This is a genomic window from Flavobacterium suzhouense (assembly GCF_042684765.1).
GTDB classification, from domain to species: domain Bacteria; phylum Bacteroidota; class Bacteroidia; order Flavobacteriales; family Flavobacteriaceae; genus Flavobacterium; species Flavobacterium suzhouense.
Genome location: NZ_JBHUMD010000008.1, coordinates 1 through 26,585, shown reverse-complemented (window position 1 = coordinate 26,585; position 26,585 = coordinate 1). Strand labels below are relative to the sequence as shown.

29 protein-coding genes are annotated in these 26,585 nt (G+C 39.8%); 16 read left to right on the top strand and 13 right to left on the bottom strand.

Annotation, left to right across the window (positions count from 1 at the left end):
- Window positions 1–153 precede the first annotated feature (153 nt).
- Complete coding sequence (gene prmC, locus ACFSR3_RS08135) at window positions 154–1,005, top strand: peptide chain release factor N(5)-glutamine methyltransferase (protein ID WP_379820523.1); 852 nt, start codon at window positions 154–156, stop codon at window positions 1,003–1,005.
- Window positions 1,006–1,182: 177 nt separating this feature from the next.
- On the opposite strand, the gene ACFSR3_RS08130 is transcribed toward prmC, so the two are convergent.
- Complete coding sequence (locus tag ACFSR3_RS08130; RefSeq protein WP_114759255.1) at window positions 1,183–2,430, bottom strand: ABC transporter permease; 1,248 nt, start codon at window positions 2,428–2,430, stop codon at window positions 1,183–1,185.
- 267 nt (window positions 2,431–2,697) lie between these two features.
- Between ACFSR3_RS08130 and ACFSR3_RS08125 the strand changes: the two genes are divergently transcribed.
- The 4 genes from ACFSR3_RS08125 to ACFSR3_RS08110 all read left to right on the top strand — a co-directional run bounded on the left by ACFSR3_RS08125 (window position 2,698) and on the right by ACFSR3_RS08110 (window position 6,946).
- Entirely contained in the window at window positions 2,698–3,471 is a 774-nt protein-coding gene (locus ACFSR3_RS08125) for a hypothetical protein (RefSeq protein ID WP_379820522.1), read from the top strand.
- Between the two features lie 904 nt (window positions 3,472–4,375).
- A complete protein-coding gene (locus ACFSR3_RS08120) occupies window positions 4,376–4,876 on the top strand; it encodes a hypothetical protein (protein ID WP_379820521.1) in 501 nt (166 codons plus the stop codon).
- A 180-nt stretch (window positions 4,877–5,056) separates the two neighbouring features.
- Window positions 5,057–6,481 carry a histidine--tRNA ligase gene (gene hisS / locus ACFSR3_RS08115; RefSeq protein ID WP_379820520.1) on the top strand — a complete coding sequence of 475 codons (1,425 nt, stop codon included), beginning with the start codon at window positions 5,057–5,059 and terminating at the stop codon, window positions 6,479–6,481.
- Between the two features lie 165 nt (window positions 6,482–6,646).
- Entirely contained in the window at window positions 6,647–6,946 is a 300-nt protein-coding gene (locus ACFSR3_RS08110) for a GIY-YIG nuclease family protein (protein WP_114758947.1), read from the top strand.
- A gap of 129 nt (window positions 6,947–7,075) precedes the next feature.
- On the opposite strand, the gene ACFSR3_RS08105 is transcribed toward ACFSR3_RS08110, so the two are convergent.
- The 3 genes from ACFSR3_RS08105 to ACFSR3_RS08095 all read right to left on the bottom strand — a co-directional run bounded on the left by ACFSR3_RS08105 (window position 7,076) and on the right by ACFSR3_RS08095 (window position 8,755).
- Window positions 7,076–7,309, bottom strand: coding sequence for a hypothetical protein (locus ACFSR3_RS08105; protein WP_114758792.1), 234 nt, complete (start codon window positions 7,307–7,309; stop codon window positions 7,076–7,078).
- Between the two features lie 165 nt (window positions 7,310–7,474).
- The gene (locus ACFSR3_RS08100; protein ID WP_379820519.1) at window positions 7,475–8,059 is read right to left on the bottom strand and encodes a hypothetical protein; all 585 of its coding nucleotides are present in this window, start codon (window positions 8,057–8,059) and stop codon (window positions 7,475–7,477) included.
- Between the two features lie 78 nt (window positions 8,060–8,137).
- Entirely contained in the window at window positions 8,138–8,755 is a 618-nt protein-coding gene (locus ACFSR3_RS08095) for a hypothetical protein (protein WP_379820518.1), read from the bottom strand.
- 151 nt (window positions 8,756–8,906) lie between these two features.
- Between ACFSR3_RS08095 and ACFSR3_RS08090 the strand changes: the two genes are divergently transcribed.
- Window positions 8,907–9,767: a hypothetical protein gene (locus ACFSR3_RS08090; protein WP_379820517.1), complete on the top strand. Its 861-nt coding sequence runs from the start codon at window positions 8,907–8,909 to the stop codon at window positions 9,765–9,767.
- Entirely contained in the window at window positions 9,764–9,973 is a 210-nt protein-coding gene (locus tag ACFSR3_RS08085) for a hypothetical protein (RefSeq protein WP_379820516.1), read from the top strand. The genes ACFSR3_RS08090 and ACFSR3_RS08085 overlap by 4 nt, the downstream gene beginning before the upstream one ends.
- 410 nt (window positions 9,974–10,383) lie before the next feature.
- Here the strand turns inward: ACFSR3_RS08085 and ACFSR3_RS08080 are convergent, their stop codons facing one another.
- Window positions 10,384–10,578, bottom strand: coding sequence for a hypothetical protein (locus ACFSR3_RS08080; RefSeq protein WP_114758796.1), 195 nt, complete (start codon window positions 10,576–10,578; stop codon window positions 10,384–10,386).
- Between the two features lie 145 nt (window positions 10,579–10,723).
- On the opposite strand from ACFSR3_RS08080, the gene ACFSR3_RS08075 reads away from it, so the two are divergent.
- Window positions 10,724–11,218 (top strand): DUF1648 domain-containing protein, encoded by a 495-nt coding sequence (locus ACFSR3_RS08075; protein ID WP_379820515.1) that lies wholly within the window; start codon window positions 10,724–10,726, stop codon window positions 11,216–11,218.
- Between the two features lie 2 nt (window positions 11,219–11,220).
- Window positions 11,221–11,724 carry a DUF1648 domain-containing protein gene (locus tag ACFSR3_RS08070; RefSeq protein WP_379820514.1) on the top strand — a complete coding sequence of 168 codons (504 nt, stop codon included), beginning with the start codon at window positions 11,221–11,223 and terminating at the stop codon, window positions 11,722–11,724.
- Window positions 11,725–11,795: 71 nt separating this feature from the next.
- Here ACFSR3_RS08070 and ACFSR3_RS08065 read toward each other — a convergent pair whose 3' ends face one another.
- Window positions 11,796–12,449 carry a hypothetical protein gene (locus ACFSR3_RS08065; protein WP_379820513.1) on the bottom strand — a complete coding sequence of 218 codons (654 nt, stop codon included), beginning with the start codon at window positions 12,447–12,449 and terminating at the stop codon, window positions 11,796–11,798.
- Window positions 12,450–12,714: 265 nt separating this feature from the next.
- Window positions 12,715–12,966, bottom strand: a complete 252-nt coding sequence (locus ACFSR3_RS08060; protein WP_379820512.1) for a hypothetical protein — start codon at window positions 12,964–12,966, stop codon at window positions 12,715–12,717.
- Window positions 12,967–13,173: 207 nt separating this feature from the next.
- On the opposite strand from ACFSR3_RS08060, the gene ACFSR3_RS08055 reads away from it, so the two are divergent.
- Both ACFSR3_RS08055 and ACFSR3_RS08050 read left to right on the top strand, forming a co-directional pair.
- Complete coding sequence (locus ACFSR3_RS08055; RefSeq protein ID WP_114758801.1) at window positions 13,174–13,395, top strand: hypothetical protein; 222 nt, start codon at window positions 13,174–13,176, stop codon at window positions 13,393–13,395.
- Window positions 13,396–14,059: 664 nt separating this feature from the next.
- On the top strand, window positions 14,060–14,269 hold the full coding sequence (locus ACFSR3_RS08050) for a hypothetical protein (RefSeq protein ID WP_379820511.1): 210 nt from the start codon (window positions 14,060–14,062) through the stop codon (window positions 14,267–14,269).
- Between the two features lie 65 nt (window positions 14,270–14,334).
- Here ACFSR3_RS08050 and ACFSR3_RS08045 read toward each other — a convergent pair whose 3' ends face one another.
- A complete protein-coding gene (locus ACFSR3_RS08045) occupies window positions 14,335–15,084 on the bottom strand; it encodes a LytR/AlgR family response regulator transcription factor (RefSeq protein WP_379820510.1) in 750 nt (249 codons plus the stop codon).
- Window positions 15,081–16,892, bottom strand: a complete 1,812-nt coding sequence (locus tag ACFSR3_RS08040) for a tetratricopeptide repeat-containing sensor histidine kinase (RefSeq protein WP_379820509.1) — start codon at window positions 16,890–16,892, stop codon at window positions 15,081–15,083. Before ACFSR3_RS08040 ends, ACFSR3_RS08045 begins: the two co-directional genes overlap by 4 nt.
- Window positions 16,893–17,062: 170 nt before the next feature.
- Here ACFSR3_RS08040 and ACFSR3_RS08035 point away from each other — a divergent pair, with 170 nt between their 5' ends.
- The 5 genes from ACFSR3_RS08035 (at window position 17,063) to ACFSR3_RS08015 (ending at window position 19,850) form a co-directional block, all read left to right on the top strand.
- Window positions 17,063–17,266: a hypothetical protein gene (locus ACFSR3_RS08035; RefSeq protein ID WP_114758805.1), complete on the top strand. Its 204-nt coding sequence runs from the start codon at window positions 17,063–17,065 to the stop codon at window positions 17,264–17,266.
- A 210-nt stretch (window positions 17,267–17,476) separates the two neighbouring features.
- Window positions 17,477–17,680 (top strand): hypothetical protein, encoded by a 204-nt coding sequence (locus tag ACFSR3_RS08030; protein WP_199509094.1) that lies wholly within the window; start codon window positions 17,477–17,479, stop codon window positions 17,678–17,680.
- A 145-nt stretch (window positions 17,681–17,825) separates the two neighbouring features.
- The gene (locus ACFSR3_RS08025) at window positions 17,826–18,740 is read left to right on the top strand and encodes a patatin-like phospholipase family protein (RefSeq protein ID WP_379820508.1); all 915 of its coding nucleotides are present in this window, start codon (window positions 17,826–17,828) and stop codon (window positions 18,738–18,740) included.
- Window positions 18,741–18,776: 36 nt separating this feature from the next.
- A complete protein-coding gene (locus ACFSR3_RS08020; RefSeq protein ID WP_379820507.1) occupies window positions 18,777–19,691 on the top strand; it encodes a BamA/TamA family outer membrane protein in 915 nt (304 codons plus the stop codon).
- Window positions 19,692–19,721: 30 nt separating this feature from the next.
- On the top strand, window positions 19,722–19,850 hold the full coding sequence (locus tag ACFSR3_RS08015; RefSeq protein WP_379820506.1) for a hypothetical protein: 129 nt from the start codon (window positions 19,722–19,724) through the stop codon (window positions 19,848–19,850).
- A gap of 314 nt (window positions 19,851–20,164) precedes the next feature.
- Here the strand turns inward: ACFSR3_RS08015 and ACFSR3_RS08010 are convergent, their stop codons facing one another.
- The 4 genes from ACFSR3_RS08010 to ACFSR3_RS07995 all read right to left on the bottom strand — a co-directional run.
- Window positions 20,165–21,430 carry a hypothetical protein gene (locus tag ACFSR3_RS08010; protein WP_379820505.1) on the bottom strand — a complete coding sequence of 422 codons (1,266 nt, stop codon included), beginning with the start codon at window positions 21,428–21,430 and terminating at the stop codon, window positions 20,165–20,167.
- Window positions 21,427–21,930 (bottom strand): T9SS type A sorting domain-containing protein, encoded by a 504-nt coding sequence (locus tag ACFSR3_RS08005; protein WP_379820504.1) that lies wholly within the window; start codon window positions 21,928–21,930, stop codon window positions 21,427–21,429. The genes ACFSR3_RS08010 and ACFSR3_RS08005 overlap by 4 nt, the downstream gene beginning before the upstream one ends.
- 319 nt (window positions 21,931–22,249) lie before the next feature.
- Window positions 22,250–24,019, bottom strand: a complete 1,770-nt coding sequence (locus tag ACFSR3_RS08000) for a hypothetical protein (RefSeq protein ID WP_379820503.1) — start codon at window positions 24,017–24,019, stop codon at window positions 22,250–22,252.
- A gap of 284 nt (window positions 24,020–24,303) precedes the next feature.
- A partial coding sequence (locus tag ACFSR3_RS07995; RefSeq protein WP_379820502.1) for a fibronectin type III domain-containing protein occupies window positions 24,304–26,585 on the bottom strand: 2,282 nt, incomplete at its 5' end.

The window sequence follows — 26,585 nt, the reverse complement described above, 5'->3', positions numbered from 1 at the left end:
CTTTCCCGATAGCTATCGGGACTCTCAAGAGGGGAACCAGCTTCACTCATACCTTAGGAGTGAGCGGGCAAGAGTAAGAGTTCCCCTCTTGAGAGGGGCTAGGGGTGTGTCAACCCGCAACCCGATAACCCAATAACCCAATAACACTTAACAATGAAACTAAAACAATATCGGACATACTTCCTTGAAAAACTCACTCCACTATTCGACAGCATGGAGGCAGAGCAGTTTTTTGCCATAACCCTAGAAGAACTCAAAGGATGGAAACGCACCGACCTTGCCCTGAATCCCGATGCGGAACTTTCTGGAGCCGAAATCGAGAAGTGGAATGCCGTGCTTGGCGAACTCGAAACGCAAAAGCCTATTCAGTACATTTTTGGCAAAGCACACTTTTACGGACTGGAGTTTGAGGTCAATTCAAATACGCTTATTCCGCGTCCTGAGACGGAGGAACTGGTAGAGTGGATCATTGCTGAAAATCAGTACAAAGGGCAACTAAGTCTGCTGGATATAGGTACAGGAACGGGATGCATTGCCATTTCACTGGCTAAGAATTTACCTGATGCTTCGGTGTCGGCAATAGATGTTTCGGAAGGTGCTTTGGCTACTGCCAAAAGGAATGCACAGCATAATTCCGTTGAGGTAAACTTTATGCTAAAGGATATACTGGCTGCCGAAACGCTTCCGCAGGTGTATGATGTAATCGTTTCTAATCCGCCTTATGTGCGTAACCTTGAAAAAGAAGAGATAAAAGAAAATGTATTGCAGTACGAACCGCATCTGGCATTGTTTGTAGACGATAACGACCCATTACTCTTTTACCGTAAAATAGCCCAATTAACGAAAACCCAACTTTCGTCCAATGGCAGACTATACTTCGAAATCAACCAGTACCTCGGTCCCGAAACCGTACAAATGCTCGAAGACTTGGGCTTTGTAAATGTTGTCCTTAAAAAGGATATTTACGGAAATGACAGGATGATCTCTTGTAGTTTACAGTTATAAGTTAACGGTTTACAGTTTTTACACACCCCTAACCCCTCTCAAGAGGGGAACCAGCTTCACTCATTCCCATACGAGTGAGCGGGCAAGAGTAAGAGTTACCCTCTTGAGAGGGGTTAGGGGTGTGTCTATAGAATACGGGTAAGCAACCCGCAACACAATAACCCGATAACAAAAAAACTACTCATACCTAAGCGCCTCCACAGGGTCGAGGGCAGCAGCTTTGATAGCCGGGAACAGTCCCGATACAACCGTTACGATAAGAGTCGTTACCAATGCGGCAAACATGGCTGTCCACGGAATGGTAAAAGCTGTTTTAAACAGGAAGGTGGTAAGTGCACCACCGATGGCCATACCCAGGATAAGCCCGATGGCACCACCTATAAAGCTGATAACAAGAGTTTCGGTAAAGAACTGCATGGCAATAGTGCTCTTTTTGGCGCCAAGCGATTTGCGAACGCCAATCTCTCGAGTACGCTCACTTACCGATACCAGCATGATATTCATAAGGGCTATGGATGAACCAAAAACGGTTATGATACCTATTACCCATGCAGAATAGCCAAGGGCTTCGGTTTCAGACATTAGCTGTTTTAAAAGCTCGTCGCTGCGCTCTACGCCAAAGTTAGTTTCCTGAACCGGATTAAGCTTTCGCACACGGCGCATAGTTAGTACAGCTTCATCTACAGCGGCATTTAGCATATCGTGCTTGCCTATCATAACTTTTACCTCATAATCAATATTGGGCATGGTAAACAACGAACGTGCAATTTGTATAGGTATAATAAGGCGTAAATCCTGACGGTTGCCAAAAGTAGACCCCATTTCTTTCAGTACCCCGATAACCTTAAAGCGGGCACCGCGTACCGAAATAACCTTATCTATGGGATTCACATCTTTCAGGAGTCCGCTTTTTACAAAATCAGACCCAACAATGCATACATAGTTGTTATTGGCAATATCAAAATTGGTAAAGTTTCGTCCCTGTACAGCTTCAAGTCCTGAGTTAGGCAGGAAATACTCATCAGCCCCTACAATGTTTACTTCGGGGTCGGTTTTTTTGTCTTCGTGTTTTACTTCAATATTGCTTGCCGCGGTAAACGACAGCGATGTTGTAGCCGATGGGAAATGGTATTTATCCTGAAATTCCCTTGCCTGCGGGTAGCTGATGATGGGGTTTACCTTTACATCGCCGCTGTTGCGACGTAGTTGCCTTGAAAAGTCGTAACGGCTGATGGAAAATGTATTGGTACCCATAGAGGCAAAGTTGCCGGTAATGGTGTTTTCAAAACCGTTCACAAAAGTTAGTACGCCCACGAGCGCTAAAATACCAAGGCCGATGATAAATACGGTCAAAGTGGTTCGTAGCATCTGGCTTCGTATCGAATCAATTGCTATCTTTGTATTTTCCCTGAACAGGTTAAACATAGTTCGTTTTTTGATGCCACTAAAATAATGAATTTGTTTCAGGTTTAAAGTTTAAAGTTGTAAAGTTTTACGGATACGATGGTGTGGTTTAGCACGCTCCCGCCCCTCTCAAGAGGTGAGCCAGCTACACTCGGCTGTAAAATGCAGGAGTGAGCGGGCGGGAGTAAGAGTTCCCCTCTTGAGAGGGGTTAGGGGTGTGTCTTTGGACTTCCCTGCATCGGACATCCGACAAAAAGCTTTCCTCAATATTTCCACATATACATTTACATGAGCGGTACCCGCTATTTCAATTTTCCTGTTGCATTACTTCAGGATTTTATGGCCAATTCCCAAAAATGCCTAAACGACATTATGTATTATTCGGTTTATGCGCATTCGGCAAGGCTTAATTATGGAGATGAAGTTCTTCGGATAAGGCAAAGCGTAGTTCATTATGGATTACCTGTAAATTCGTCAGAGCTGATAGTCCTAAACGGGAAATTGCTGTATGAGAGTATTCCGAAAGCCAGTCCGATGTCGGGCATAAGCACCAAAATGTTTTATGAATTTCTCACCAACGAAAAGAAAGAGTTCGAGAAGATTTGCCTTTTGGGTTTTTTGGCCTTGAAGAGTATCATTGGCAAAAAGCCCTATTGCAAGGTAGACAATAAGTTTTGGCTTTCGCGCATGGCAGGTAATAGTAAATCAGTTGATTTAGAGCAATTGCCGGATATCATCAAAAAGTATTCGAGCGAATACATGACGAAAAAGATTAAGAGCGAGCTTAAAAAGCATTGGGGACTCAAGTCTTATAGCCGTTATACAAGAGGTTTTTATGTAAGTTTTGACATGAAGTTCGAAGCCCTTGTAAACGAAGTTGAGATGAAGCGTAAAGGGCTGAAGGAAAAGCAGCTTCGCGAAGCTGAAAATGCGATTGTAGCTAAGGTTCTCGAAAAGCTGCATACTCCTAAAATAGCTTTACAGGAAAGTGAGCCCCCGGCATCTATTCGTAAAATTGGAGCATTTTCATTAAAGCAGGCACGGAATCTGCATACTAAATAATACCAATTACCCCGACTCAGGTTGGGGTATTTTTTTGGCATCCGCCAAAGTGGGTTAGGTTTGGGTTCTTGTTGGTTTTTCTGTTAACAGTAAGCTGGCCTCAAGGTTAGCTTAAGGGTGGCTTACGCTATGCGTAAACATATGATAATCATATAAAAAAGACATGTTTTAACCTATTGAAATTCAGTACTTGTTGCTTGACCATTTGCTTAAGTAAAAATGTTAATATTCAGAATGTCAGCTATGTATGGTTTTAGGGTTACGAATCATTTGCTAACCCTTGCGCCAATTGCCGCCGATTGCCTTTTACCTGTTTAGCTGTTGCCTTACAACTGTTTTCGGTTTGTATTACGACCTATATAAAGATATTATAACTAATATCTACTAATTAGATTTCCCACAAAGAAAATTAAATAAGTCCCCAAGAAAAAATTACCCAAAAATCTCTTTCATAACTGAAAGGTTTTTTGGGTTTGATTTTTCTTTTTTCTCTCTTTTCTTTTTTTAGAGGTTTAGCGGGAATGCTGAAAAGGGAAAACGGCTCACTCCTGCACAGGCACACCGGGGGGGCGCGGAGCTGCAAGTTTACAGTGTTCAGTGTTCAGTGTTCAGTGTTCAGTCGCTGTTTTCAGTTATTAGCCTACAGCAACAGTGGTTTCCCCTCCCTTGGAGGGGTGGCTGAAAGCCGGGGTGGTTTCTTTGTATTAAAAGCCATCCATTCGCCACGGCGTAACACCCCTCTGAAAGAGAGGAAACCTACTCGTACTCAATAAGTGGAAAAATACCCATTAATCCGCATAAATCAGCCGTATCTACGTTCTATTACACCGCGAGAGTAAGCAACTTTAAACCTTAAACTTCAAACTTTAGACCGCGAAGCAGTATCTTCGCTAAAAATATTCCCATGAAAACGCTATTAGCAATTATAGTACTGCTGTTGGTACAATTTACATTCGCACAGCAGCGCACCAATGAAAACGATGTTCCGTTAACGTATAAAAATCCGCTGTCTAAAGGGGAGGTGTTCCTGAGCCTTAATCCTGAGTGGTTTATTAAAGACAGTAATGATAAGGTAATTGCTTTTACATCTACCGACAGGAAAGTGAAGATAATGGTGGCAGCTTCAGCCGAACTGAGCTACAAGAAAATTGTAGACAACCTGAAAAAGAAAAATGATGCCCTGTGGGAAATACTTCCGGCCAAAAAGATACTGAAGGTAAAAGAGGTGCAAAAAGACAAAACCGAACAGGAAGTAATTGCTTTGGCGTATGCCGTACCTGTTGCCCCTAACGACGACAAAATAGTAAGCATGATGGTATTGCTGCAAACGAATGATCTTCCGCAATGGGAACGTTATTTTGATACCGTAGCCGGAACGCTTGGGGTTTTGGCCATGAAGCAATAGTTTTCAGTCTCAGTCTCAGTCTCAGTTTTCAGTACGCTCTGTCATTCCGGTCGAAATGACACTCATACCCTTTAACTCAACTTCGACTTCGGACCTCGGACTTCCGACTTCCTAAAACTGTCAACTGTACACTGTCAACTGTAAACTTTGTTTACCTTTGCATTCTAAATAATTTTAAAAATGGCAACAAAACCAGGAATCCCAAAAGGTACAAGAGATTTTTCGCCCGCAGAGGTGGCTAAGCGTCAATATATTATAGCGGCGATAAAGCATCATTTCGAGACTTTTGGTTTCCAGCCTATCGAAACACCTTCATTCGAGAATTCTGATACCCTGATGGGGAAATATGGTGAAGAAGGCGACAGGCTTATTTTTAAGATATTAAATTCGGGTAACTTTTTCTTCGATAAAAAGAAGCTGGAAATGCCTGCATCATTAGATGAACTGCTTGTAAATTCATCGGAAACCATTAATAAAGAGCAGCTTATAGAACTGAACAAATTTACGGCACGCATCTCTGAAAAAGCGTTGCGTTATGACCTTACCGTTCCGTTTGCACGTTATGTGGTTCAGCACCAAAATGATATTGAGTTTCCGTTTAAGCGCTACCAGATCCAGCCGGTATGGAGAGCAGACCGTCCGCAAAAAGGACGTTTCAGAGAGTTTTACCAGTGTGATGCCGATGTGGTAGGTTCTACATCGTTATGGCAGGAGGTAGAGCTGGTGCAGCTTTATGATAACGTATTCTCATCACTGGGGCTTAACGGTGCCGTGATAAAAATAAATAACCGCAAGGTACTTAGCGGTATCGCTGAAGTTATAGGTGCTAAAGACAAACTTATTGACTTTACCGTTGCCTTAGACAAGCTGGACAAAATAGGTGAGGATGGCGTGAAAAAGGAAATGCTGGAAAAAGGCATTACCGAAGAGGCTATTGCCAAAGTGCAGCCGCTGTTTAACTTTACAGGAAGCATCAGCGAGAAGCTTGCCAAGCTGGAAGAACTTCTGGCTACTTCGGCAGAAGGCCTGAAAGGGGTAGAGGAGCTACGTTTTATCTGCGATAACGTTATGGCTATCGGCATGAATAAATCAGAGCTTGACCTTGATGTTACCCTTGCCCGCGGACTGAATTACTACACCGGTGCCATATTTGAAGTTACAGCTCCTAAAGAGGTGGCTATGGGTTCTATAGGTGGTGGTGGCCGTTATGACGACCTTACGGGTATCTTCGGGCTTAAGAACATGAGCGGTGTAGGTATCTCTTTTGGACTTGACCGTATTTACCTGGTGCTTGAGGAACTGAACCTGTTCCCTGATACGGTTACTGAGGCTACCAAGGTACTGTTCATTAACTTTGGTGATAAAGAGGCGTTGTATTCTATGAGAGCCATCGCAGCACTTAGGTCGGCCGGTATTAAAGCCGAGTTATATCCTGATGCCGCAAAACTGAATAAACAATTTACCCACGCCGACAGAAGGGGAATTCCGTTTGCCGTTTTATGCGGAGGCGAAGAGGTAGATACTGCAACTTATAAGATTAAGAACCTTGCTTCAGGTGAACAACAAACCGTTGACCTTGATGAACTGATTACAAGGCTGGGGTAAAGACCTCACGCACTCTCTCCGAAGGAGAGAGATAGCTTCGTTGTACCTCCCTGCCTTTGCCGGCAGGCAGGCTCGCAATTACGTAAAACGTTGAATATATGCACCACATCGTCATTGCGAGCGTAACGCAGTGGAGCGCGGCAATCTAAAAATTTATATGTTATTGTGAAATCGGGATTTGTCTATATACTTACCAACAATACCAATACAACATTATATGTTGGTGTAACTTCTGAATTATATGAACGAGTAAAACAACATAAACAAAAATTTTATCCAAAATGTTTTACCGCTAAATATAATCTGCATAAGCTAGTATATTTTGAACAATATCAAATGATTGGAGATGCTATCGGGCGGGAAAAACAATTAAAAGCGGGTTCAAGGAAGAAGAAAATAGAATTAATTGAGAGTATTAATTCTGAGTGGAAAGATCTGTATTTTGAAAGTTTAGATATCTTTTAGATTGCTTCGTCGTACCTCCTCGCAATGACGGAAAAATACAGATAGAAAAACAAAGATGACCTAATAAAAAACAAACCCCGCCAGTTGCGATGGCGGGGTTTCATTTTTTTAAAGTAAAGGTGATGACTGTTACTGCAGCGTACTGTCAGTATGGATGTAGCTTCTCACTACGTTTCCGGTGTTGTCCTGACGGATCTCTACACCAAGGATCTCGAATGGGCGCTCAATCTGATTGCCATTGAAGTCCAGGTAATCCATTACCAGTTCATCAAAGCTATCCGGGTGAAGCGAAATTGCTACACTGTCGGTAAGCTCGTTTTCCAAAATGTAATTACGCATAGCGTCAAAAGTAATTTTCTCCATGTTATAGTGTTTAGGTTTGATAAAAATAATTATTTCATCAAAACTAAAACTATATGAAATGTTAAAAAAATTAACTTTAACAGTTGTAAGATTCTAACGACGGGTATTTATACACTAAATCTGACTAAATGTTACAAATATGTTAAAAGCAAATAATTTGTGTTATTAATTTTTGCTTGTTCTGACTTTAAAATGAAAAGTTCCCGTAATTGGCTTTATATTTTGCGAATTCCCTAATTCGTATGCATGCATTGCATAGCGGCATTTTACCTTAAAAACAGCATTATTTGGTTCACTTCCAATATATTGAATATCTACCACTTCGTTGTAGTCGTCGGTGCCAAATCCCGGTGAACTTATCAGGTAAGTAGCCGATCCTTGTGTTATCGGCAATTTCTGGGAAAACTCAAATGGGTTCACATTGTCGCCATAGCCCGTTATAGCGTACTTTTTCAGGTTTCCGGGGGCTACCATAGCCGAACTGTCTACAGGTATAGAGAAGTAAAATGTTTCTTTGGTCGATGCTGAGGTTGCCGACACTGCATTTGCGGATTCGCTAACGGCAAAGCCATAAAGGTCGAGTTGTTCACAATTTATGAATTGTTCCCAGTCGGGTGTTTTAAAACTCATGTGCAGCGTATTGCTCACTTCTCCGTTGCCGGGGTTATTGCCGTTATTTACATTGTCTTCGTCTGAACCCGAGCAGGCAAACAGCATAAAACAGGCGGCAGATAGTAAAAATGCTTTCATAATAAAAAAGGTTTACGTGTAATAATCGTAAAATTACCACATGTAAACCTCCTGTAAAATCCCTATTTTCAGGTATTTTTATCTGAAATCGATGATATTGCCCTCGCCTTTATCACCTGATTTTGGCGTTTTGTCGGAGGCAAGTTTCCAGTCAATATTTGGGTATTTCTTTTTCAGTTCGGCAAGGTCGCGATCATAACGGTCGTATACCACAATTCGGGGGTCACCCGGCTGGGCAAAGTCGTTATAAGAGAGTTCGCCCAGATAGGTAATCTCACCTTTTTTTATCTCAAACGGAATACCGTACGTCTTGCTGAAGTTTACATTACCCATAGAACCCAGGCCACTAAGTACCGTATGCTGGTTAAAGCTGTATTTACCCGGAGCACGCTCAATAACGAACAGGTAGGTTTTGCCATCGGCAAAATCGCCTGTAAAGGCACGGTCATTTTTTTCATTACGGGCTTTTACCTCAATCTTGCCCTCATTCTTTTTAACGAACTTTTTATCGTCAGATGCAGGCTTATACAAAAAGCGGTAAATATCATTTCGGGGTACGTCGCCCTCAAAAGTAATGGTGCCCACTGCAAGCCCGTTTTCTGATGTTGAAGAGAAAGCTTCGGCAGGCTTATTAGCCGTTCCCGATTTGCATCCTATAATAAGTAACAGGATAGGAAGGATATATAGTGTTTTCATGTAAATTATGTTGATACCGTAAAGATAAGAACAAAGTTAGAAAGTTGTAAAGTTGTAAAGTTGTAAAGTTATTGTGTATGTACATTCAGAAAAATAGTAACATTTGACCCACCCGACTGTAAATTTTCCTACATTTGAGAAAATACTTACTATGAATAAATTACTACTTACGGTACTGACGTTATTGTTAACGGCAGTTTCTTTTGCACAGACTCAGGACGAAATTCTTGCAGAAGGTTGGCTAATGTATTATTCTGAAAGAGCTTCGTGGCATGGCACGGATATTTTTATGGAAAAATTTCCGGAGAAGCGCGATAAGATAGGAGGATACCTTTCTTATACCGATGAAACCGATAAAATGCATAAATGTATTTTTTTTGACAAGCAAAGTGATCCGGGTGTACTGGCTACCATAAGTTTTGACAAAAATTTTCAGGTTGAGGATGCCGTTATAAACACTGATGACAGAAAGCTGACTGCGATAGAAAAACAACTCTATATTATAAGAGAAAAAGCTCTTGATGCAGTGGGTGAGGATAAAGACGGACTTTTTCAATTCTATGAAAATACCAATTATAATATGGTACCATTGATTGTAAAAGGGCAGAAAAAGGTATACATACTCACAGGTCCTACTAATAGTGGTGTGGTTATTTTTGGTAATGATTACCTTCTTACATTTGATAAGAATGATAAACTGAAGTCTAAAAAGAAAATTCATAATAATATTCTCCCTGTTAACTACAAAGATGGGATGATACAGACCAGCGGTTTTCATAGCCATCTCGATTCTACCGGAGACTTGATAACCGCTACAGATATTTGTACACTTTTGCTATATGGACCTTATACAGGTTGGGATACTTATACTGTAGTTTCTGATAAAAATGTTTCGATATGGGATTGCAAAAAGGAAACACTTTTGGTACTTACCAGAAAAGCCTGGGATAGAATTGCTGAACATCAGGAGAAACTGCAAAAAGAAAGAGAAAAAGAAAAGAATAAAGAATGAAAAAACTACTTCTTTTAGCCTGTTTTGTTTTCCTTACTTCGTTTTATACCGAAACGGATGTGTACCTGTGCAATACCAAGGGAGGGAAGAAATATCATTTTACCAAAGATTGTCAGGGACTGCGCAACTGCCAGGGCGAAATAATTAAAGTGACCCTTACCGAAGCCAAAGAGAAAGGTAAAACTATTTGTGGGTATGAGGATTAATACCAGGTATTCTAAATGGTCATTAATATTGATAGTTACGGCGTTGCTGTCATTGTTTATTATCAATTACCTGTACTTTTCAGTGTGTGATTTTCTCTTTAAGGAACCTTTTTTGCTGAATATGTATCTATGTTTCATTATTTCAATAGAGCTGTTTACCGGATTAAGTCAAAATAGGATTTTAAAAGGAGTATCATATTTGCTAACTATGGGGCTGTGCGGGTATATTTTTATAATGTCGGTAATTTGTGTACCTCTTATCTCATTTATTTCAGAGGCGTTAGGATTTTGCTCTTTTGAGTTTAGTTATTTTATTCTGGCATTGTGTTGCGGTATATTGTCGTTTAGTGCAGCGGTCAGTTTACTAAAATTATATTTGCGTGCAGATGAAGGTTAGTGTGATATAAAAATTATATCTGATACAGTTCTGAGAGATAATAGATTTGTTTTTCGGTATAAATCTCTTCATTTCGTCCTTTGTCATGAGAGCAGGTATAGGTAGTTTTGCCGCCTGTCTCGTGGTTTATTTTCCATACAAACAAAGCTATTTTGTTACCAAACTGTCCTGCGCGATATACTTCGTCGTTAATGCTAAACTTTTTCATTTTTAAGTATTTACGCTAAAGGTAGGTATAATAAATCCCGAAACTGGGGTAAAAGTGATTTATATCTTAAACATTACGTTTGGTCAATCTTTTAAAGTTTACCCGAAACGTAAGATTACGTATATTTGTATAGCAAATCAACACCATGAATACCCGCCCTGAAATTAAGATAAAGCCCACCCGTACCGATACGATTCTTGAAGCTATAGGTTATATTGGCCTTGCTGCTTTATGGATATTTGTAATAGTGATGTATTACAAACTTCCTGATGTAGTGCCTACGCACTTTAACCTTGCCGGAGAGGCTGATGGTTTTGGTGATAAAAAAACAAGTTTCTTTCTACCTATTATTGCAACCGTTCAGTTTTTGGTATTGAGCACAATTCAGCAAAATCCGGAGCAGTTTAACTACACGGTAACTATAACGCCCGAAAATGCCGAAAGGCAATATGCCAATGCAGTAAGAATGATACGTGCACTAAGGGTGATGCTCGTAGTATTGTTTCTTGTAATAGAGATATATTCCGATAAAGAGTACATCGGGCTGGACTTCAGTAATTATTTGCTTACTCCATTGTTGCTGGGCATAATAGTAGTGCCCATGAGTTATTTTATAATTAAATCGTATCGCCAGCGCTAACCATGAATACTAAAGACCGCCCGAGAATTAAGATACAACCCACCCGTTTTGATATTGCAGTTGAGGTTTTTGCCTGGACAGCACTTGCCCTTTTATGGGTGTATGTCACTATGCAGTATCCAAACCTGCCCGAAATTGTGCCTACCCATTTTGGTATTGGTGGTAAAGCCGATGCATGGGGCAGTAAAGATTCGGTGTTTTTTGGGCCTGCTATTGCTACGGTAATGGTTATAGGTATGAGCATATTGCAGCGGTATCCTTATAAGTTCAATTATATGGAGGAGATTACCCTTGAGAATGCCGAACGCCAGTATACTATTGGTGTGCGTATGATAAGAGTACTAAAAACATGCATAGCGATACTCTTTATTATAATAGAGTATAATACCGGTGCATCCGCTATGCAGGATGATAAGGTAGATATGAAGTGGTTTTTTTTAAGTATCTTTCTACTGATACAGTTGCCTGTATTCTACTTTTTGACAAAAATGCTGAATAAGAAGTAGATTTTAATTTCAGATTTTTGAGTGTAGATTTTAGATCGCCGCCTACTGACAACTGATCACTGCCAACTAATTTACTCCTCCGTCAACACAAAATCCTTATTTCCCGGTTTAAAGTAATCGTCGGCAGCCTTGCCAAAGTTTTGCATGGTGGTATAATTAAATATACCGCCTACCACGGCACCTACACCAAACGGAATGAGTGTGCCCAGTGCGGCTCCGCCACGTTTAGAACCATATTTAGCAGCAATTTTTCGGGCTACTCTCTGACGCATTTTATTTTGGATTCGTTCGGTAATATGCCTGTCAAAATGCCCTGCAGTAAGTTTGTCGCCTTTGCTGTGTGCCGCCTTTTCGGGAACTACCACACCTGCCCAAATGCCCAGTACTACAGTAAACTCATCTTCAAAATCATGCTGAATATCCTTATCATAAATCAAGCCGATGGCATAGGCAGTAGAAGCCATCCAGCGCAACATCAGCACAACATCGGCTGAAATAGCTCCTGTTTCAATTGCTATCTGGGATAGTGTTCCCAAGCCGGGAATGGCTCCGGGCAGGGCAGTTACCGCACCAACCGAGGCATATTTATTACGTGTCTTTTTAATATATAATCCGGAAAGCTCATGAGGTGTTTTTCCGGGATTAGCAAACCGCAGCTTACGCACTTCGGTATGTATCTCGTGAAAGTGGGGCATAACCTTTACTATGAGCTGGTGCAGATCCATATTGAATTGAGATTTTAGAATTGAGATGAGGAATACATGATTTTGGACATCAGACTTTTAATATAAAGATAGCTATAAAAAGTAAAAGCGGGCCTTGTGAGCCCGCCCCCTTTTATGATCATCGTGATTTATCTTTCGTCCCCCAACTCCAGATAAGACGACCACAATTGGCCTGTTTCCAAAATAATTTTGAATGGTGTAAAAATACAACAATCCTATGAGATGTAAATACCTATTAGTAGGTATTTTATTGTAAAAGTGACCTTTAGTGCTTTAAATCGAAGATAACAGGGTATTTAGCCAGATATTTTTCTAATAACAGCCCTTGTTTAAAACTTAATTTCCAGAGAATTTTATTGGTAGCGATATCATACCATAGTTCAACATAAAAATTATGAATAGCATAAAGCAGCTTGCGTACTTTTCCATCAATACAGGCATCTATAAGCACGCCATCATTCCATAATATATTATATTGTTCGTTGTCGTTCAGTTGTTTATATTCGTATAATTTCATATTCCCAAATGGTTTCTTCGTCATACATCATTTTCTATACTAATAGCAACGCCGGTAAGTTGCGTTATAGTATACACATTTGCGGGGGAAGGCAGTACTGCAAATATAACATTTTAAAAATTAAGGGTTTATTAGTATTTGGTTAGCAAATTTTGTGATTTGCATTGCGGAACTTGCAGTATGTAAAATATATAAACCGCTTCCACCATGAAACTACTGCTTATTTTACCCAACTTAGTGCTTATTGCCGTATCGGGCATTAATCTGTATAATGAACTCAATACCGGCAGATTGAATAACAATCTTGCGGTAACAGTGCTTCATTTTTCGGTGCTTATTATGTGTGTAGTGTTTGTTGGCCTTATCATCAGGTCGATGTTTAAGGTTGTAGAGACTAACGAAGAAGAACTGTACTATCAGCCAAGATAAGATTTTTTAATCCTATTACTGTAACGAGCTGTTTTTGCAGCCACTCTATATAAACGTCCCCGTTAGCCGTGCTGATGGGGATTTTTTTAAAGAAAAAGCCCCTGTTAAGGGGCTTCTATGAAAGCAAATCATAACAATGGGGGCGATGTTATAATAGCTCCAGCGGATGGATTGTAAGGTGTGGCTGGAGTGGGGGTCAAATTGAGCGCAAAAATATACTATGTAAGGTTCTTACCGAAAAGAATTAACGAAAATTTTGTAGGTAAAAATAAGTTTATTCCTTAATAAATAAGGAGTTATGTTGTAAGTATAAAAAATAAGTAGTTGGTCTGTAATCAGTATTTGAATAAAAAAATTCTGCCTTTAGCAAGGTTTAGACTTTTTTATGAATTGCGACCCGTTAGCATGATTGCTTTTCTGCTTAAAATACTTACAAAATAAGACTGTTGAATGTTATGCATATATTAAATATTTTGAGGCTGTGTGGCTTATACGCTTTATAAGTGGTATTCGTGCATATAAATCCTAAATTTTTATTAAGGTTTATCTTCATAAAACAATTTTGAGTAACTTTATGAAAGAGCTGAAAGCCATAGGGTTTACAGCTTGTGAGAAAGAAAGTTTAGAGAAATAAAAAATTGACTAACCTAAAAATTTTATAGCCATGCACATCACTATTTTCAGAACACTGTACAAACATGTTATCGATCATGATCTTATTGAGCGTATGCTTAAAAGAAACAACCTTACATTTGAAAGAACTCCCTATGAGGCGGGTTCTCGTTACAAGATACTTTCTGACAATGAGCAGGAAATGGTAAACTTTAAAAAGAGACTAAGGGAAATTTATCCGCAAATTGCGATTAGTGCCTAATATTACGTTATTGATTATTAATTCAGGAAAAGAGCTCCACAAAGGGAGCTCTTTTTTTATGATATCTACTTAAAATTCTTCATGAATTCTTCTTTGTAGGTAGGTGAGATTTCTACTTCGGCACCATCTACGAGTGTAATATAACCACCTTTGTTATATAGTTTTACAAAGTTGAGGTTTACAATATGCGATTTATGCACCCTGATAAAAGGCAAAGGCAGCATTTCACCAAAGTACTTCAGGAAACGGCAGGCCATTTTTTTGTCACCATTGGTAAGATACAGGTCGGTAAAGTTACCATTACCTTTTAGTCGTATTATATCTTCCATCTTTACGACTTCAAAGCCTTCCATGGTAGGTAGTATCACCTGTTGTTTTTCCTGCTTAGGCTCGCGGAAGTTCTCTACTATAACTTTGTTTCGGTTAAAGACTTCTTTGTTTATTATTTGCTGATGCACTTTGTTTACAGCAACAATCAGTTCTTCAATACTAATGGGTTTTAGCAGGTAGTAAGCAGCGCTCATGTTTAGCGCTTTTAACGAATATTCGGAGAAAGCAGTTACAAATATAGTTTCAAAGGTAAGATCGCCACAGGCTTCAAGTACGTCAAAAGCGTTACCAAAGGGCATTTCCACATCAAGAAAAACAAGATGAGGTTGTAATTCATGAAGCAAAGGTATTGCTTCACGGCTATTATGAGCCTCTCCTACAATCTCTACCTGTGGGCAGTATTTGGTAAGGTAACTTCTTAGTGCTTCTCTCGCTGCGGTTTCATCTTCTATAATTACACTCCTTATTTTAGCAAGGCTCATCATGGTTTTTTTATTATTGGGACAGTAATTTTAATAATAGTTCCGGTTTCAGGACTTTGCTTTTCTGTCATTGTAAAGTCCATTTTTGTTTTGTACAACTGGTTAAGGAGCGCCATACGCTCTTTAGTGTTGGTGAGTCCTCTCGATTCGTGGGCTTTTTGGTTGTGCGTTTTAAGTTCGTTACTTTTTGTAGGGCCAATACCGTTATCGTCTATGGTAATCACGATATTTTTACCGCTAAGGGTGTAGTCCATTTTTAGCAGCCCTTTTTCCTCTTTGTAGCGGAGTCCGTGCCAAATGGCATTTTCCAGGTGAGGCTGGGCAATCATGTTGGGCACCCATATATTATCGGGGTCGAGTTTAGGATCTACGTTAATCTGATAATCAAACTTGTCTTTAAAGCGCAGGTGTTCCAGCTCAAGGTATTTTGTGAGGTTCTCTATTTCATTCCCCAAAGTTACAAAATCCTTATTGGAATTTTCCATCGTATTGCGCATCAGGTTCGAGTAGGAGGTAAGATATTTATTGGCGGCAAGCTCGTTGTTTTGTGCAATAAACTGATTCACACTGTTAAGGCTGTTAAACAGAAAGTGTGGATTCATTTCAAGGCGAAGCGTTTGTAATGCAATCTCTTTGTTTTTTGTTTTAATTGAATAAAGCGTTTTTATGATAAAACTCGAAATAAGCAATAGTAACGCTACCGAACCCAACAGGAAATAGGTAAAAGTGTTTTTTCGGCTGATAAGTTCATCTTTAAATGATTTTTCACTTTCCAGTCGGCGAATACGCTCTTCGGTAACCCTAAAGGTCTTGGCATCAGTAAGAGAGTGGTCAGATAGAATAATCCTGTCCAGGTTTTTGATAAAGTTCTCATACGTTTCCATGCTTGCCTTATCGTCTTTTACAGATTTGTAATAATCTACCAGTTGCTGCACACTTTCCCGGGCTTCAAAAGTACGCCCGTTAGTAGCTGCAATGCTATAGGATTCTTTAAGGGCTTCAACAGCTTTTTCGGGATTGTCATATTTAAAATATACCGAAGCCAGAAATTGAAGCTGTATTATCTGGGTGTCATAGTCTTTAATTTCTTTAGCCTCCTCCAATAATTTTTCTACAACGGTAATAGCTTCTTCATAACGTTTTCCGCCTTTTAGCAGCTTTGCCATTTCGCCATAAATCTTAATGGTCTTTGCTGAATTCTTTTTAGAATAACTCCCGGCTTTTTCATAAAAGCCTAATGCCTGTGTACTGTCTTGCTGTCTGAGGTTTAATTTTGCAAGAAGGATATAGGTGTCGGCTATTTCACTTTTAATGTTTTTTTCTTCCAGTAGTGCTATATTCGCATTCAGGTAGTTGTTTTCCAGTTTAGTATTGCCTCTGTTTTTTAGACGATTATAGTCGTTTTTATTCAGGTTTTTAGTAATGTCATCTACCGAAAGATCAAAAGCAAGCTTAAAGTTTTTAGTGGCTGCATTCAGCTTGTTTTGCAGTTCCTGTACTTTGGCAATGCTTCTTACCGATCTTGCCTTACCTATACTGTTATTAGCGGCATTATATATATCGAGGGCTTTTAGTAAAAATTCCTCCGCTTTCGCCAAATCATCTTTATCACTAAAGCCTTTTGCCAGTATTTCGTAGTTGAAAGCGATTTTAAGGTTGTCATTTTCTTTAAGTGACTTTTCGAGATTGTTTACCGCTTTTTTTATCTCGGGTGAAGTTTGTTGTTTTTTTGGAACAGAGTCTTGTGCTTTCAGGTCTTTAGGAGCCAAAAAGAGTATGAATAACAGGGGTAAAATGGTTGTAAAACGCATTCAGATAGGTTTAATAATGTAAAGTAAATCAAATTTACATGCTTTTCCTATTACTTTCACCAAGTCAAAACCCAGTTTTACCACTTTTGCCTCAAAGGGCTGTATAAACGCTGTACTTTTGTCACAGATATAAAATCTGAAATTTAATTAATCTTATAAATAATTCTATCATGAAAAAAATGATCGCACTTTCAGCTGCTGTAGTTCTTACACTTGCTAGCTGTGGAAAAAAAGGAGAAGAGGCTGCAACTGAAGAGACTGTAGATACTACAGCTGTTGTAACTGAAACTACTGTTGTTGATACTGTAGCTACTCCGGAAGCTGCTTCTGCAACTGAAGTTGAGGCTGCTACTTCAACTGAAGCTGCTCACTAAGATATAACCTTTAAAGGTTAATTGAAACGCTTTGAGGATTCTCAAAGCGTTTTTTCGTTTATAGCATTTTGTAGATTGTAAGCAAATATTCTTGTTTCACCAAGTCAGGAACCCGTTTTACCATTTCTGCTCAAGAGCAGTGTATAAACGTTGTACTTTTGTCTCAGAAATAAAATCGAAAATTTATTTAATCTTATAAATAACTCTATTATGAAAAAAATGATCGCACTTTCAGCTGCTGTAGTTCTTACACTTGCTAGCTGTGGAAAAAAAGAAGATGCTAACGCTGATGCTGCTGCTGCTGATACTACTGCTGTAGTTGTTGAAGAAACTGTAGTTGATACTGTAGCTACTCCAGAAGCTGCTTCTGCTACTGAAGTTGAGGCTGCTACTTCAACTGAAGTTGCTCACTAAGATATAACCTTTCAAGGTTAAGCTAAAATGCCTCCGCTTTGCGGAGGCATTTTTATTTTATACAAAATGTAATGCGTTCCTTTGCTGTGTTTTAGATAAAAAAACTGTATCTTTAAGTAATTACTTATAAAACACTTAACCATACATGAACGCATTGGTTATATCCGGTGGCGGAAGCAAAGGTGCTTTTGCAGGAGGTATCGCAGAGTATCTCTTAAAGATACAACATAGAGAATACCAGTTATTCGTAGGTACTTCAACGGGGAGCCTTCTGGTTCCTTTTTTAGCCCTGGGCGATATAGAGCGCATCAAGAAAATATATACCAACATCAGGCAGGAAGATATATTTACGGTCTGTCCGTTTAAAGTAAAACTTAAAAACGGAGAGGTGGCAACCCGCATTAATCACTTAGGGATTCTTAAACAATTTGTAAAAGGCGAAAAAACATTAGGCGACAGCACTGCACTACGCAAGCTGATTCGTAAAAGCTTTACCAAAAAAGACTTTGAAAAAATCAGGCAATCCGGAAAAGAGGTTGTCGTGACCGTTTCTAATCTTACCACTCAGGCCATAGAATATAAGTCGTCTAATGATTATGAATATAAAGATTTTTGTGACTGGATATGGGCATCTGCCAACATGGTTCCGCTAATGAGCCTGCTGAAAAAAAATGGTTCAGAGTATGCCGATGGCGGTTTTGGTAATCTGATTCCTGTACAGCATGCTATTTTTAAGGGCGCATCATATGTAGATGTTATAGTATTGAGGCTCAAAAATGGCGTGTATAACAACCCACCCCTTAACAATGCCCTTGATGCCTTTTCGCGTACTTATGATTTTATGCTGAATCAAATAGCTATCGACGATTTGCTTATAGCTAACTTGCAGGCCGCAAGCCAGAATGTTACGTTGGCGTTTTATTTTATTAACAGACTGCTCACTACGCGATCATTTATTTTTAATGCCAGGGAAATGAAAGAATGGTGGCAGGAGGGATATGAATTGTTTACACATACCGAAAGCGAAAAACATACCGTATCGGTTAAATTTGAGGGATAGAGAAAGAGTTATCATAACAGTATAAATTAACCAACCATGAAAAAAATTACAACTGTTTTACTTCTTTTATTCTGCTTGGGTAACGCCCATTCGCAGGAGCAAACCAAAAGTGAAGTGTCTTCGGACACTTTAAAACACAAAAAGTTTGAATTCAATGTTATGCCTTTTCTAAGCTATAACCGGAGTTTAAAATTTATGTTTGGTGCTATTCCCATGGTTATGTACAAACTTAACTCTGAAGATAAAGCTTCGCCGCAATCATTGTCGGGAATTTCAGGTGTGTACACTACCAATAGTTCTTATTTCGTATCAGTATTCAACCGTTGGTATTATGATGAAGACCGCTGGAGGGCTAAATTTTTTGCCATAACGGGCGATTATAATTCCCAGTTTTTTGTGAGCGATGCCGATGAAGCTGCTTTTTATGATTACGGAACAAAGCTGACTATGGCAAGTGTAGGAGTGCAACGCATGATTGTTAAACATTTATATGGCGGCTTAACCTATACTTATGCGCATTATGATACAAAATATGAAGATGAGATACAGCCTGAAAGTATCACCCAGACTAATGGTCTCGAGCTAAACGCACTATATGATTCCCGTGATGAGGTGTATTATCCAATGAACGGAACAAAGGCTCAGATTCGTTACATTGCCTTTCCTACCTGGTTTGGTAATGATGTTGATGCCAATAAGATTTTAACCGAATATAACCGGTATTTTAATGTAAGAGGAGGTAAAGATGTTATTGCGGCCCGCTATTTCGGGCAATTTGGGTTAGGTAATATAGCTTTTCAACAGCAGGTAACCATTAGCGGTAAAGACATCAGGGGCTATTCTGAAGGGAAATACCGCGGTGATGGAAAGATTGCACTTCAGGGAGAATACCGCTATAACTTTGGTAAAAAAATGGGTGTAGTGGGCTTTGCCGGACTGGCTACCATTTAGGGTTCTGATACCGATAGCTTCAATTGGAAAATGTATCCCGGCATAGGAGCGGGTTACCGCTACCGCGTGTTTAAAGGGATGAAATTTAATGTTGGTTTAGACGGTGCAGTTGGTAAAGACGACTGGGGTGTTTATTTCAGGATAGGAGAGGCGTTTTAGAGTATTATATATACTTCAAAAGTGTTCGGCCATCTATAGAATTAAAAGCTTTTAAAAAATTACAATGTTATCTCAGTTGAAAGCTATAATAAATACTCTGGCATCCCTGTGACTAATGTTTATCGGAATGTAATTTTTAGGTGCTGATTTTAGATGGTTTTGTAATGAACTTTAAGTATTTACCAAAACCTGTTCTTGTTTTAAAAGATCTGAAAAATGAAAACTCAGGAGTTGCCGCACCAAAAATACCTTTAAATAAAAACCCTCCCTTATTTTTTGGGAGGGTTTCTGAATGTTTTTAGGCTTCTGTTAGTTTAGAATGTAAACCAATATGTTCCGCTATATACAAGTATAAATCCTTTTGAAGTTGTTCCGGCAAAATCAGAAATTGATGAAGTGCCGTAATTATTGCCTGCATCTCTAAAGAACTTACCATTAGGATTAAGCGAGGCAGCTATATTTTCTGTAGCAATATATAATGTCTGGCCTGTTACCGGATTAGCAGGAAGAGTTACCGTATAGTTGCCTGTAAAATATACCATCTGATTTGTGGTGTTTAGCGTTATGCCGTTAGCACTGATTGTTGTCACAGCCATTGGTCCGGATGGAGGTATGCCCCACTGTCCGTCTCCTCTTAAAAATGTTGTAGAGGAAGCTGTTCCACCTGCATTGATTTTTGCAGGGGTTACGGCTCCATTTGCAATAGTTGTTACGCCGGCAGCTGTTATGGTCACATCGCCCGATACTGTTACAGGAGCCTGTGGTGCAAATGATGCCCCCGTAAGATAAATTTGTCCCGCAGCTGTACCATTAGAAAATCCTATACCTGTCGCACCAGTAGCTCCGGTAACGCCCTGAGGTCCGGTAGCTCCTGTAGCACCTTGAGGACCTTGAGGACCATTAGCTCCTGTGGCACCCTGAGGTCCGGTAGCTCCTGTAGTACCCTGAGGTCCAATAGCTCCTGTAGCACCCTGTATTCCCTGAGCACCCGTTGCACCTTTTGGACCTGTGGCTCCGGTAGCCCCGGTGGCTCCTTTAGGGCCGGCAGGTCCGGTAGCCCCGGCAGGTCCCGTAGGCCCTGTTGCTCCTGTAGGTCCCGTCGCTCCTGTAGGTCCTGTAGGTCCCTGAGGTCCTGAAGGTCCTGTAGGTCCCATTGGTCCGGTTGGCCCTTGCGGCCCCTCAGGACCGTTTGCAGCATAAAGAGCATAAGGAACACTCATTAATTCATTAGCACCCGTTATGGTATAATTGGTTCCTCCGGTAGGATCAATCTCGGTTTTTATGTAGTACGGACCGGCAGACCAGTCTATTCCGTCAAATGAACCTGTAACTGCAGTACCATTTCCAACTTCAAGGCTTAGTAGCCCATTGGCATTCGTACTGGTTTCATGTGTTTCCTCAAAAACAGCTGTTCCGGTAGGTGAGCCTTGTAAAATGCTAATTTGAACGCCTACGGGAGATGAGGTAAGTAACTCTCCCAGAGAATCACGTACTACCGACTGGTAGCTCATTTTGCCGGGGGCCTGGGCAAAAAGAATAGATGGTATCACTATTAATAATAGCGTAATTATTTTTTTCATATGTCTTTCTTAATGATTTTAAAATTTTTTATCTGATGCATGCCATCGTATATTTTTAATATATACATTCCGGAAGGGTATTTTTCCATTGTTATTATGGTTTCCTTTTCTCTTATCCTGTTGTTAGAGATTATCCTGCCGTTAAGGTCGTAAAGTTCGTATCTGAAATTCGACAGATCCTCATGTTCTATGAAAAGCGATATTGTAGCTACCGTAGGATTAGGAGAAACAATTGCATTGACAGGAACAGTTGTTTTAAGTGAAATGGATTTTTGCTCGTCTTTTCCTATTACTGAAATTTCAAAAGGTTGTTGAACGCCTTGGGTTGCGGTGCCTCCGCTCCCTGAAATCACGGTATAGACTATCTGACCGGAGGATAGGGAAGCGGTTCCGCCACTTCCCGAAATTTCTCCCCCTGATGCCGTTACAGCCTGTTGTGCAGCAAGGTCAGGTACTGTAAAAGCAGTAGTGAGAAAAATTAAAAAAGTAATTTTTTTCATAATGTGTAAGGTAATGTTTATAAAAAGTAAACTTTTTGGCTACTATAGCTAATCTGTGCTATAATATGCGGCAACTAAATAAACTCTATTAATCATTTCTGTAAAGAGTATATTTGCTTGAATTTCATACAGGTATAAATACCTGAGAATTGTAAATAAATGGTTTGACCATTGTTTTGAGAAGGTTAATCGCTGAGTAACAATATCATAAAAATAAAAACGCTTTGAGGAATTCTCAAAGCGTTTTTTGTTTGTTATATTGTTAAGATAGCTATAAGGCTCCTTTACCAATATTATTAAGTGTTTTGAAAACAGGTAATTATAATGTGACCTGGGATGAACGCTGATTACATTGGTTCATAAGTTCAACTTTCCATATATAGTTTGGATAATTTGAGTTAAGCGACTGCATTGCTGATTGACCATCTATACAATTACCGCTACCTGATAAAGTTATTTCTATAACCCCGGAATTAACGTCTCCGGATATAAGCTGAACATCATACCCATTATATGCAATTGAAAACTCGGTAGCACCGGGACTAAAAAAATACAATCGGGTGGGATATTCAGTAGATGAAGGATCTGCATAACCAAAACCATCACCTACAAGTACACCTGTTCCATTTGCAGTAAATGAAATCTGTATGGCAATTTCGTTATCATTATTACATTGTACCGTTACATTGCTAATCACAGGTGCCGTCATAATGCCCTGACTACAAATATCTGTTCCGGTTACTTTAGCATTTACTGTTTTAGTTAAGCTGCCTGTAAATTTAGTATTGGTATAATTTACAGTATATGTAAAGTTTTGATCAGTTTCGGCATCTGTTGTGGCACTAATATTTATGGTTCCGTCTGGCTGGTTAAGTTGCTGAAGGTTTACATTAGGATTAGTATTGTTGTTTATAGTAATGTAGTTGTTTGAAACCGACCTTGCAATGGCTTTATAAGAGTTTTTAAGGGACTGCATTACATAACTTGGACGAATAAAAGAAGGAAGGTTGCCTATAAAGCTATTATAGTTGTCTTTTAAGTTATTGTATTTGCCTGCAATGGTTGTAATCACAGATCCGTTATCTGGATTATCAGCGTCATTATTGATTAGAGAGCGATATCTGGCCTTAATATCGGTTATCTTTTCTACTCCTGACTCATATACCACCAGAGATGTTTCGGTAATAAATTCAAAAGGTTTTATTGATTTGCTTGTTAGCGTTACTGCTGCTGTAACGGTGTCGGCTACATTTATAAGAAAACTTGTGGTCACTACTCCAAGAGCAGCAAGTACCCCGGGGTTAAAGCTTGCTGCAAGGAGTTTTCCTCCTGTCAGAATCAACGGAATATGTCCTACGGTATAAGCAACACTAAACACAAATTTACCCATGCTTGCTTCAACATCTGCTTCATAATCCTGAACGCTATTAGGTGTTCTCAGGTTAGTAAAACTAGCTGAAAGATCACTATTAAGGTTATTAAATTCTGTTATCAGGTCTTTGTTGGCAGCAATAACTTTTGCAAATTCCTGTTTATCAGTGTCTGATAAATTGTTATATGCAGTTGTATATTCATTAAGGAGGTTAGTGTATTTTACAACATCATTTTTTAAAGACTGATATTCTGACGGGGTATCTGAATTTTGTTCCAGTATTGTTATCTGGTTGTTTAGGCTCACGATATGCGAATTTATGTCAGTTTGCATCTGTGACATATATTCTTGGGGAGCAGCAATATTTGTAGCAGCAACTACATTTATAGCAACAGTGTAGTTTTTATTATCAAGACTAAAGTTTAACTCATAACTTCCGTTGCTAAGATCTGGTAATATAAACGAAGCATTATTTTCCTGTGCGTTTATTTCAACCTGTTGGTCGTTGATAGTGGCATTGAAAGAAGAAGAGGTAAATATGTTTTCGGATGCCGTAAGCATTACGATCTCATAAGGAGCATATTTATTTTTTAAAGCAGTCAGCTGAGTTGTTTGTTGCTCAGTGGTTTCGTCGTCAGATTTCGAGCAACTGTTAAAGATTAGGATACCCGATATAAAGAGCATCTGGAAGAGGAGTAGGAGTAGTTTTTTTTTCATAAGTATTAGATTTAATTTTCATCCTAATATCTGGAGGCAATTGGTTGATTATCAAATTTAAGTAAAAACTTTTAAGGCAAATTAGGTTAAAGCCTAGTTTTTTAAGGTGATAATCCTCATAATTATTGTTGCAGTTTAGTTTACAATCCTAAAGACTGATTATTTAACCCTAAAGATTTTAATACTATAACACTCTTAAGTTTTAGAATCTTAAAACTATATAATGATAAAACCCCGCAAATAGCGGGGTTTTATACGAAATTACTAAACCTTATTTAAGGAAGTTATCTTTTAATAACTTTAATTGTCCTCTCGTATTGTTCACAATTCACTTTTACAAGGTATGTTCCCTCTGCCAGATTACTTACGTTTATAGTACCTTCTGTTGCATTTATAGCTTTGGCCATAATTTCCTGGCCCAGCATATTATAAACAGCTATAGCGGTAATATCTTTTATTGAAGAGATATGTAATACATCGCTAACCGGGTTAGGATAATATTTCATTCCGGATAAAGTAAATTCTTCGTTTCCAAGAATCTCGGTAGTCGTGAATGTTCCACCGGTAACCCATTGCAGAGGTTCGCAATTTGATGCTACCCACCAGTAATAAGTAGTATTGGGTGCCAGTTGTGTCAGTTGTGTATTTGTTTCCTCAGTCCATCCGTCGTTACCGCCAATTTGATTTACAGTATTGTACACAAACAGATATCCATTTTCCGCAACCGGAGCAGAAGCATTCCATTCCAGATTAGCTGTTGTATCTGTTACAGAGTTCGCTGCCGGGCCTGTGGGAGGATTACAAGGGTATGTGTCCGGAGTTGTAAAAGTTTCTCCCTGAACCCATTGTATAGGGAAACATTCAGAAGTTATCCACCAGTAGTATGTAGTGCCAGGTGTAAGGTTGTCAACCGAAACGCTCGTTCCTTCGCTCCATCCATTGATTGCACCATTAAGGCTGTTTATTGTATTATACATAAATATATAACCCGATGGTACCGATGAAGGTGCGGTCCATTGTAGTGTAGCACTTGTAGGGATAAGTTCAGCAGTATTTACCGTCAGGTTTGTTGGAGGCATACATTCTGTTACTGGAACCGGAGGTGTCGTAAACGATCCTCCCGGAACCCACTGGAAAGGTGTGCAATTTGAAGTAACCCACCAATAGTATGTTGTATTAGGTGTAAGATTTCCAAGCCAGACTGCTGTTGATGTGGTAGCTACAGGGTTATTGCCAACTGTGTTTTCGGTGTTATATGTATAATAATATCCACCATTTGGAGCCGGTACAGCAGCATTCCATAAAAGGGCAGCGCCTGTAGATGTAATTTCAGCCGAATTTGTATGTAGGTTTGTTGGCTGACTACAAACTGTTCCTGCAGCCGGAAGTGTAGTAAATGATCCACCCGGTACCCATTGTTGTTGCTCGCATTCCGAAGCCACCCACCAATAATAGGTCGTATTAGGAGTCAGGTCTGTTAACCATGTTGCGGTAGCCTGAGTCCATCCGTCGTAACCCCCAATTTGGTTTACAGTGTTGTAAACATATAAATAACCTGCCGGAGCCGGAGTAGGGGCATCCCATAATAAAGCAGCACTTGTTGGAGTCAGTTCAGCAAGATTTAAGTGCAGGTTTGTTGGCGGATTACACCCTGTTGGTGTTGTTGCCGGTAGGGTAGTAAATGATCCGCCCGGTATCCATTGTTGCGGTTCACAAGCTGAAGCTACCCACCAGTAGTAGGTGGTGTTAGGAGTTAGTTCGCCAATAGCCGCTATAGTTCCCTGAGGAATATATCCGTCATTACCCCCAATTTGGTTTACAGTGTTGTATACATATAAATACCCTTGAGCAGGAGCTGGTGTAGGTGCATTCCATTGCAGGTTAACGCTGGTTGATGTTAATGAGTTTGTACTCAGGTTAGTTGGCGGATTACAAGCTGTTCCTGCAGCCGGAGGTGTAGTAAATGATCCACCCGGTACCCATTGTTGTTGCTCGCATTCCGAAGCCACCCACCAATAATAGGTCGTATTAGGAGTTAGGTCTGTTAACCATGTTGCGGTAGCCTGAGTCCATCCGTCGTAACCCCCAATTTGGTTTACAGTGTTGTATACATATAAATAACCTGCCGGAGCCGGAGTAGGGGCATCCCATAATAAAGCAGCACTTGTTGGAGTCAGTTCAGCAAGATTTAAGTGCAGGTTTGTTGGCGGATTACACCCTGTTGGTGTTGTTGCCGGTAGGGTAGTAAATGATCCGCCCGGTATCCATTGTTGCGGTTCACAAGCTGAAGCTACCCACCAGTAGTAGGTGGTGTTAGGAGTTAGTTCGCCAATAGCCGCTATAGTTCCCTGAGGAATATATCCGTCATTACCCCCAATTTGGTTTACAGTGTTGTATACATATAAATACCCTTGAGCAGGAGCTGGTGTAGGTGCATTCCATTGCAGGTTAACGCTGGTTGATGTTAATGAGTTTGTACTCAGATTAGTTGGAGCATTACATGTTGCTATAGCAGGAGTTGTAAAAGTTCCACCCGACACCCATTGATCAGGCTCACAGTTAGAAG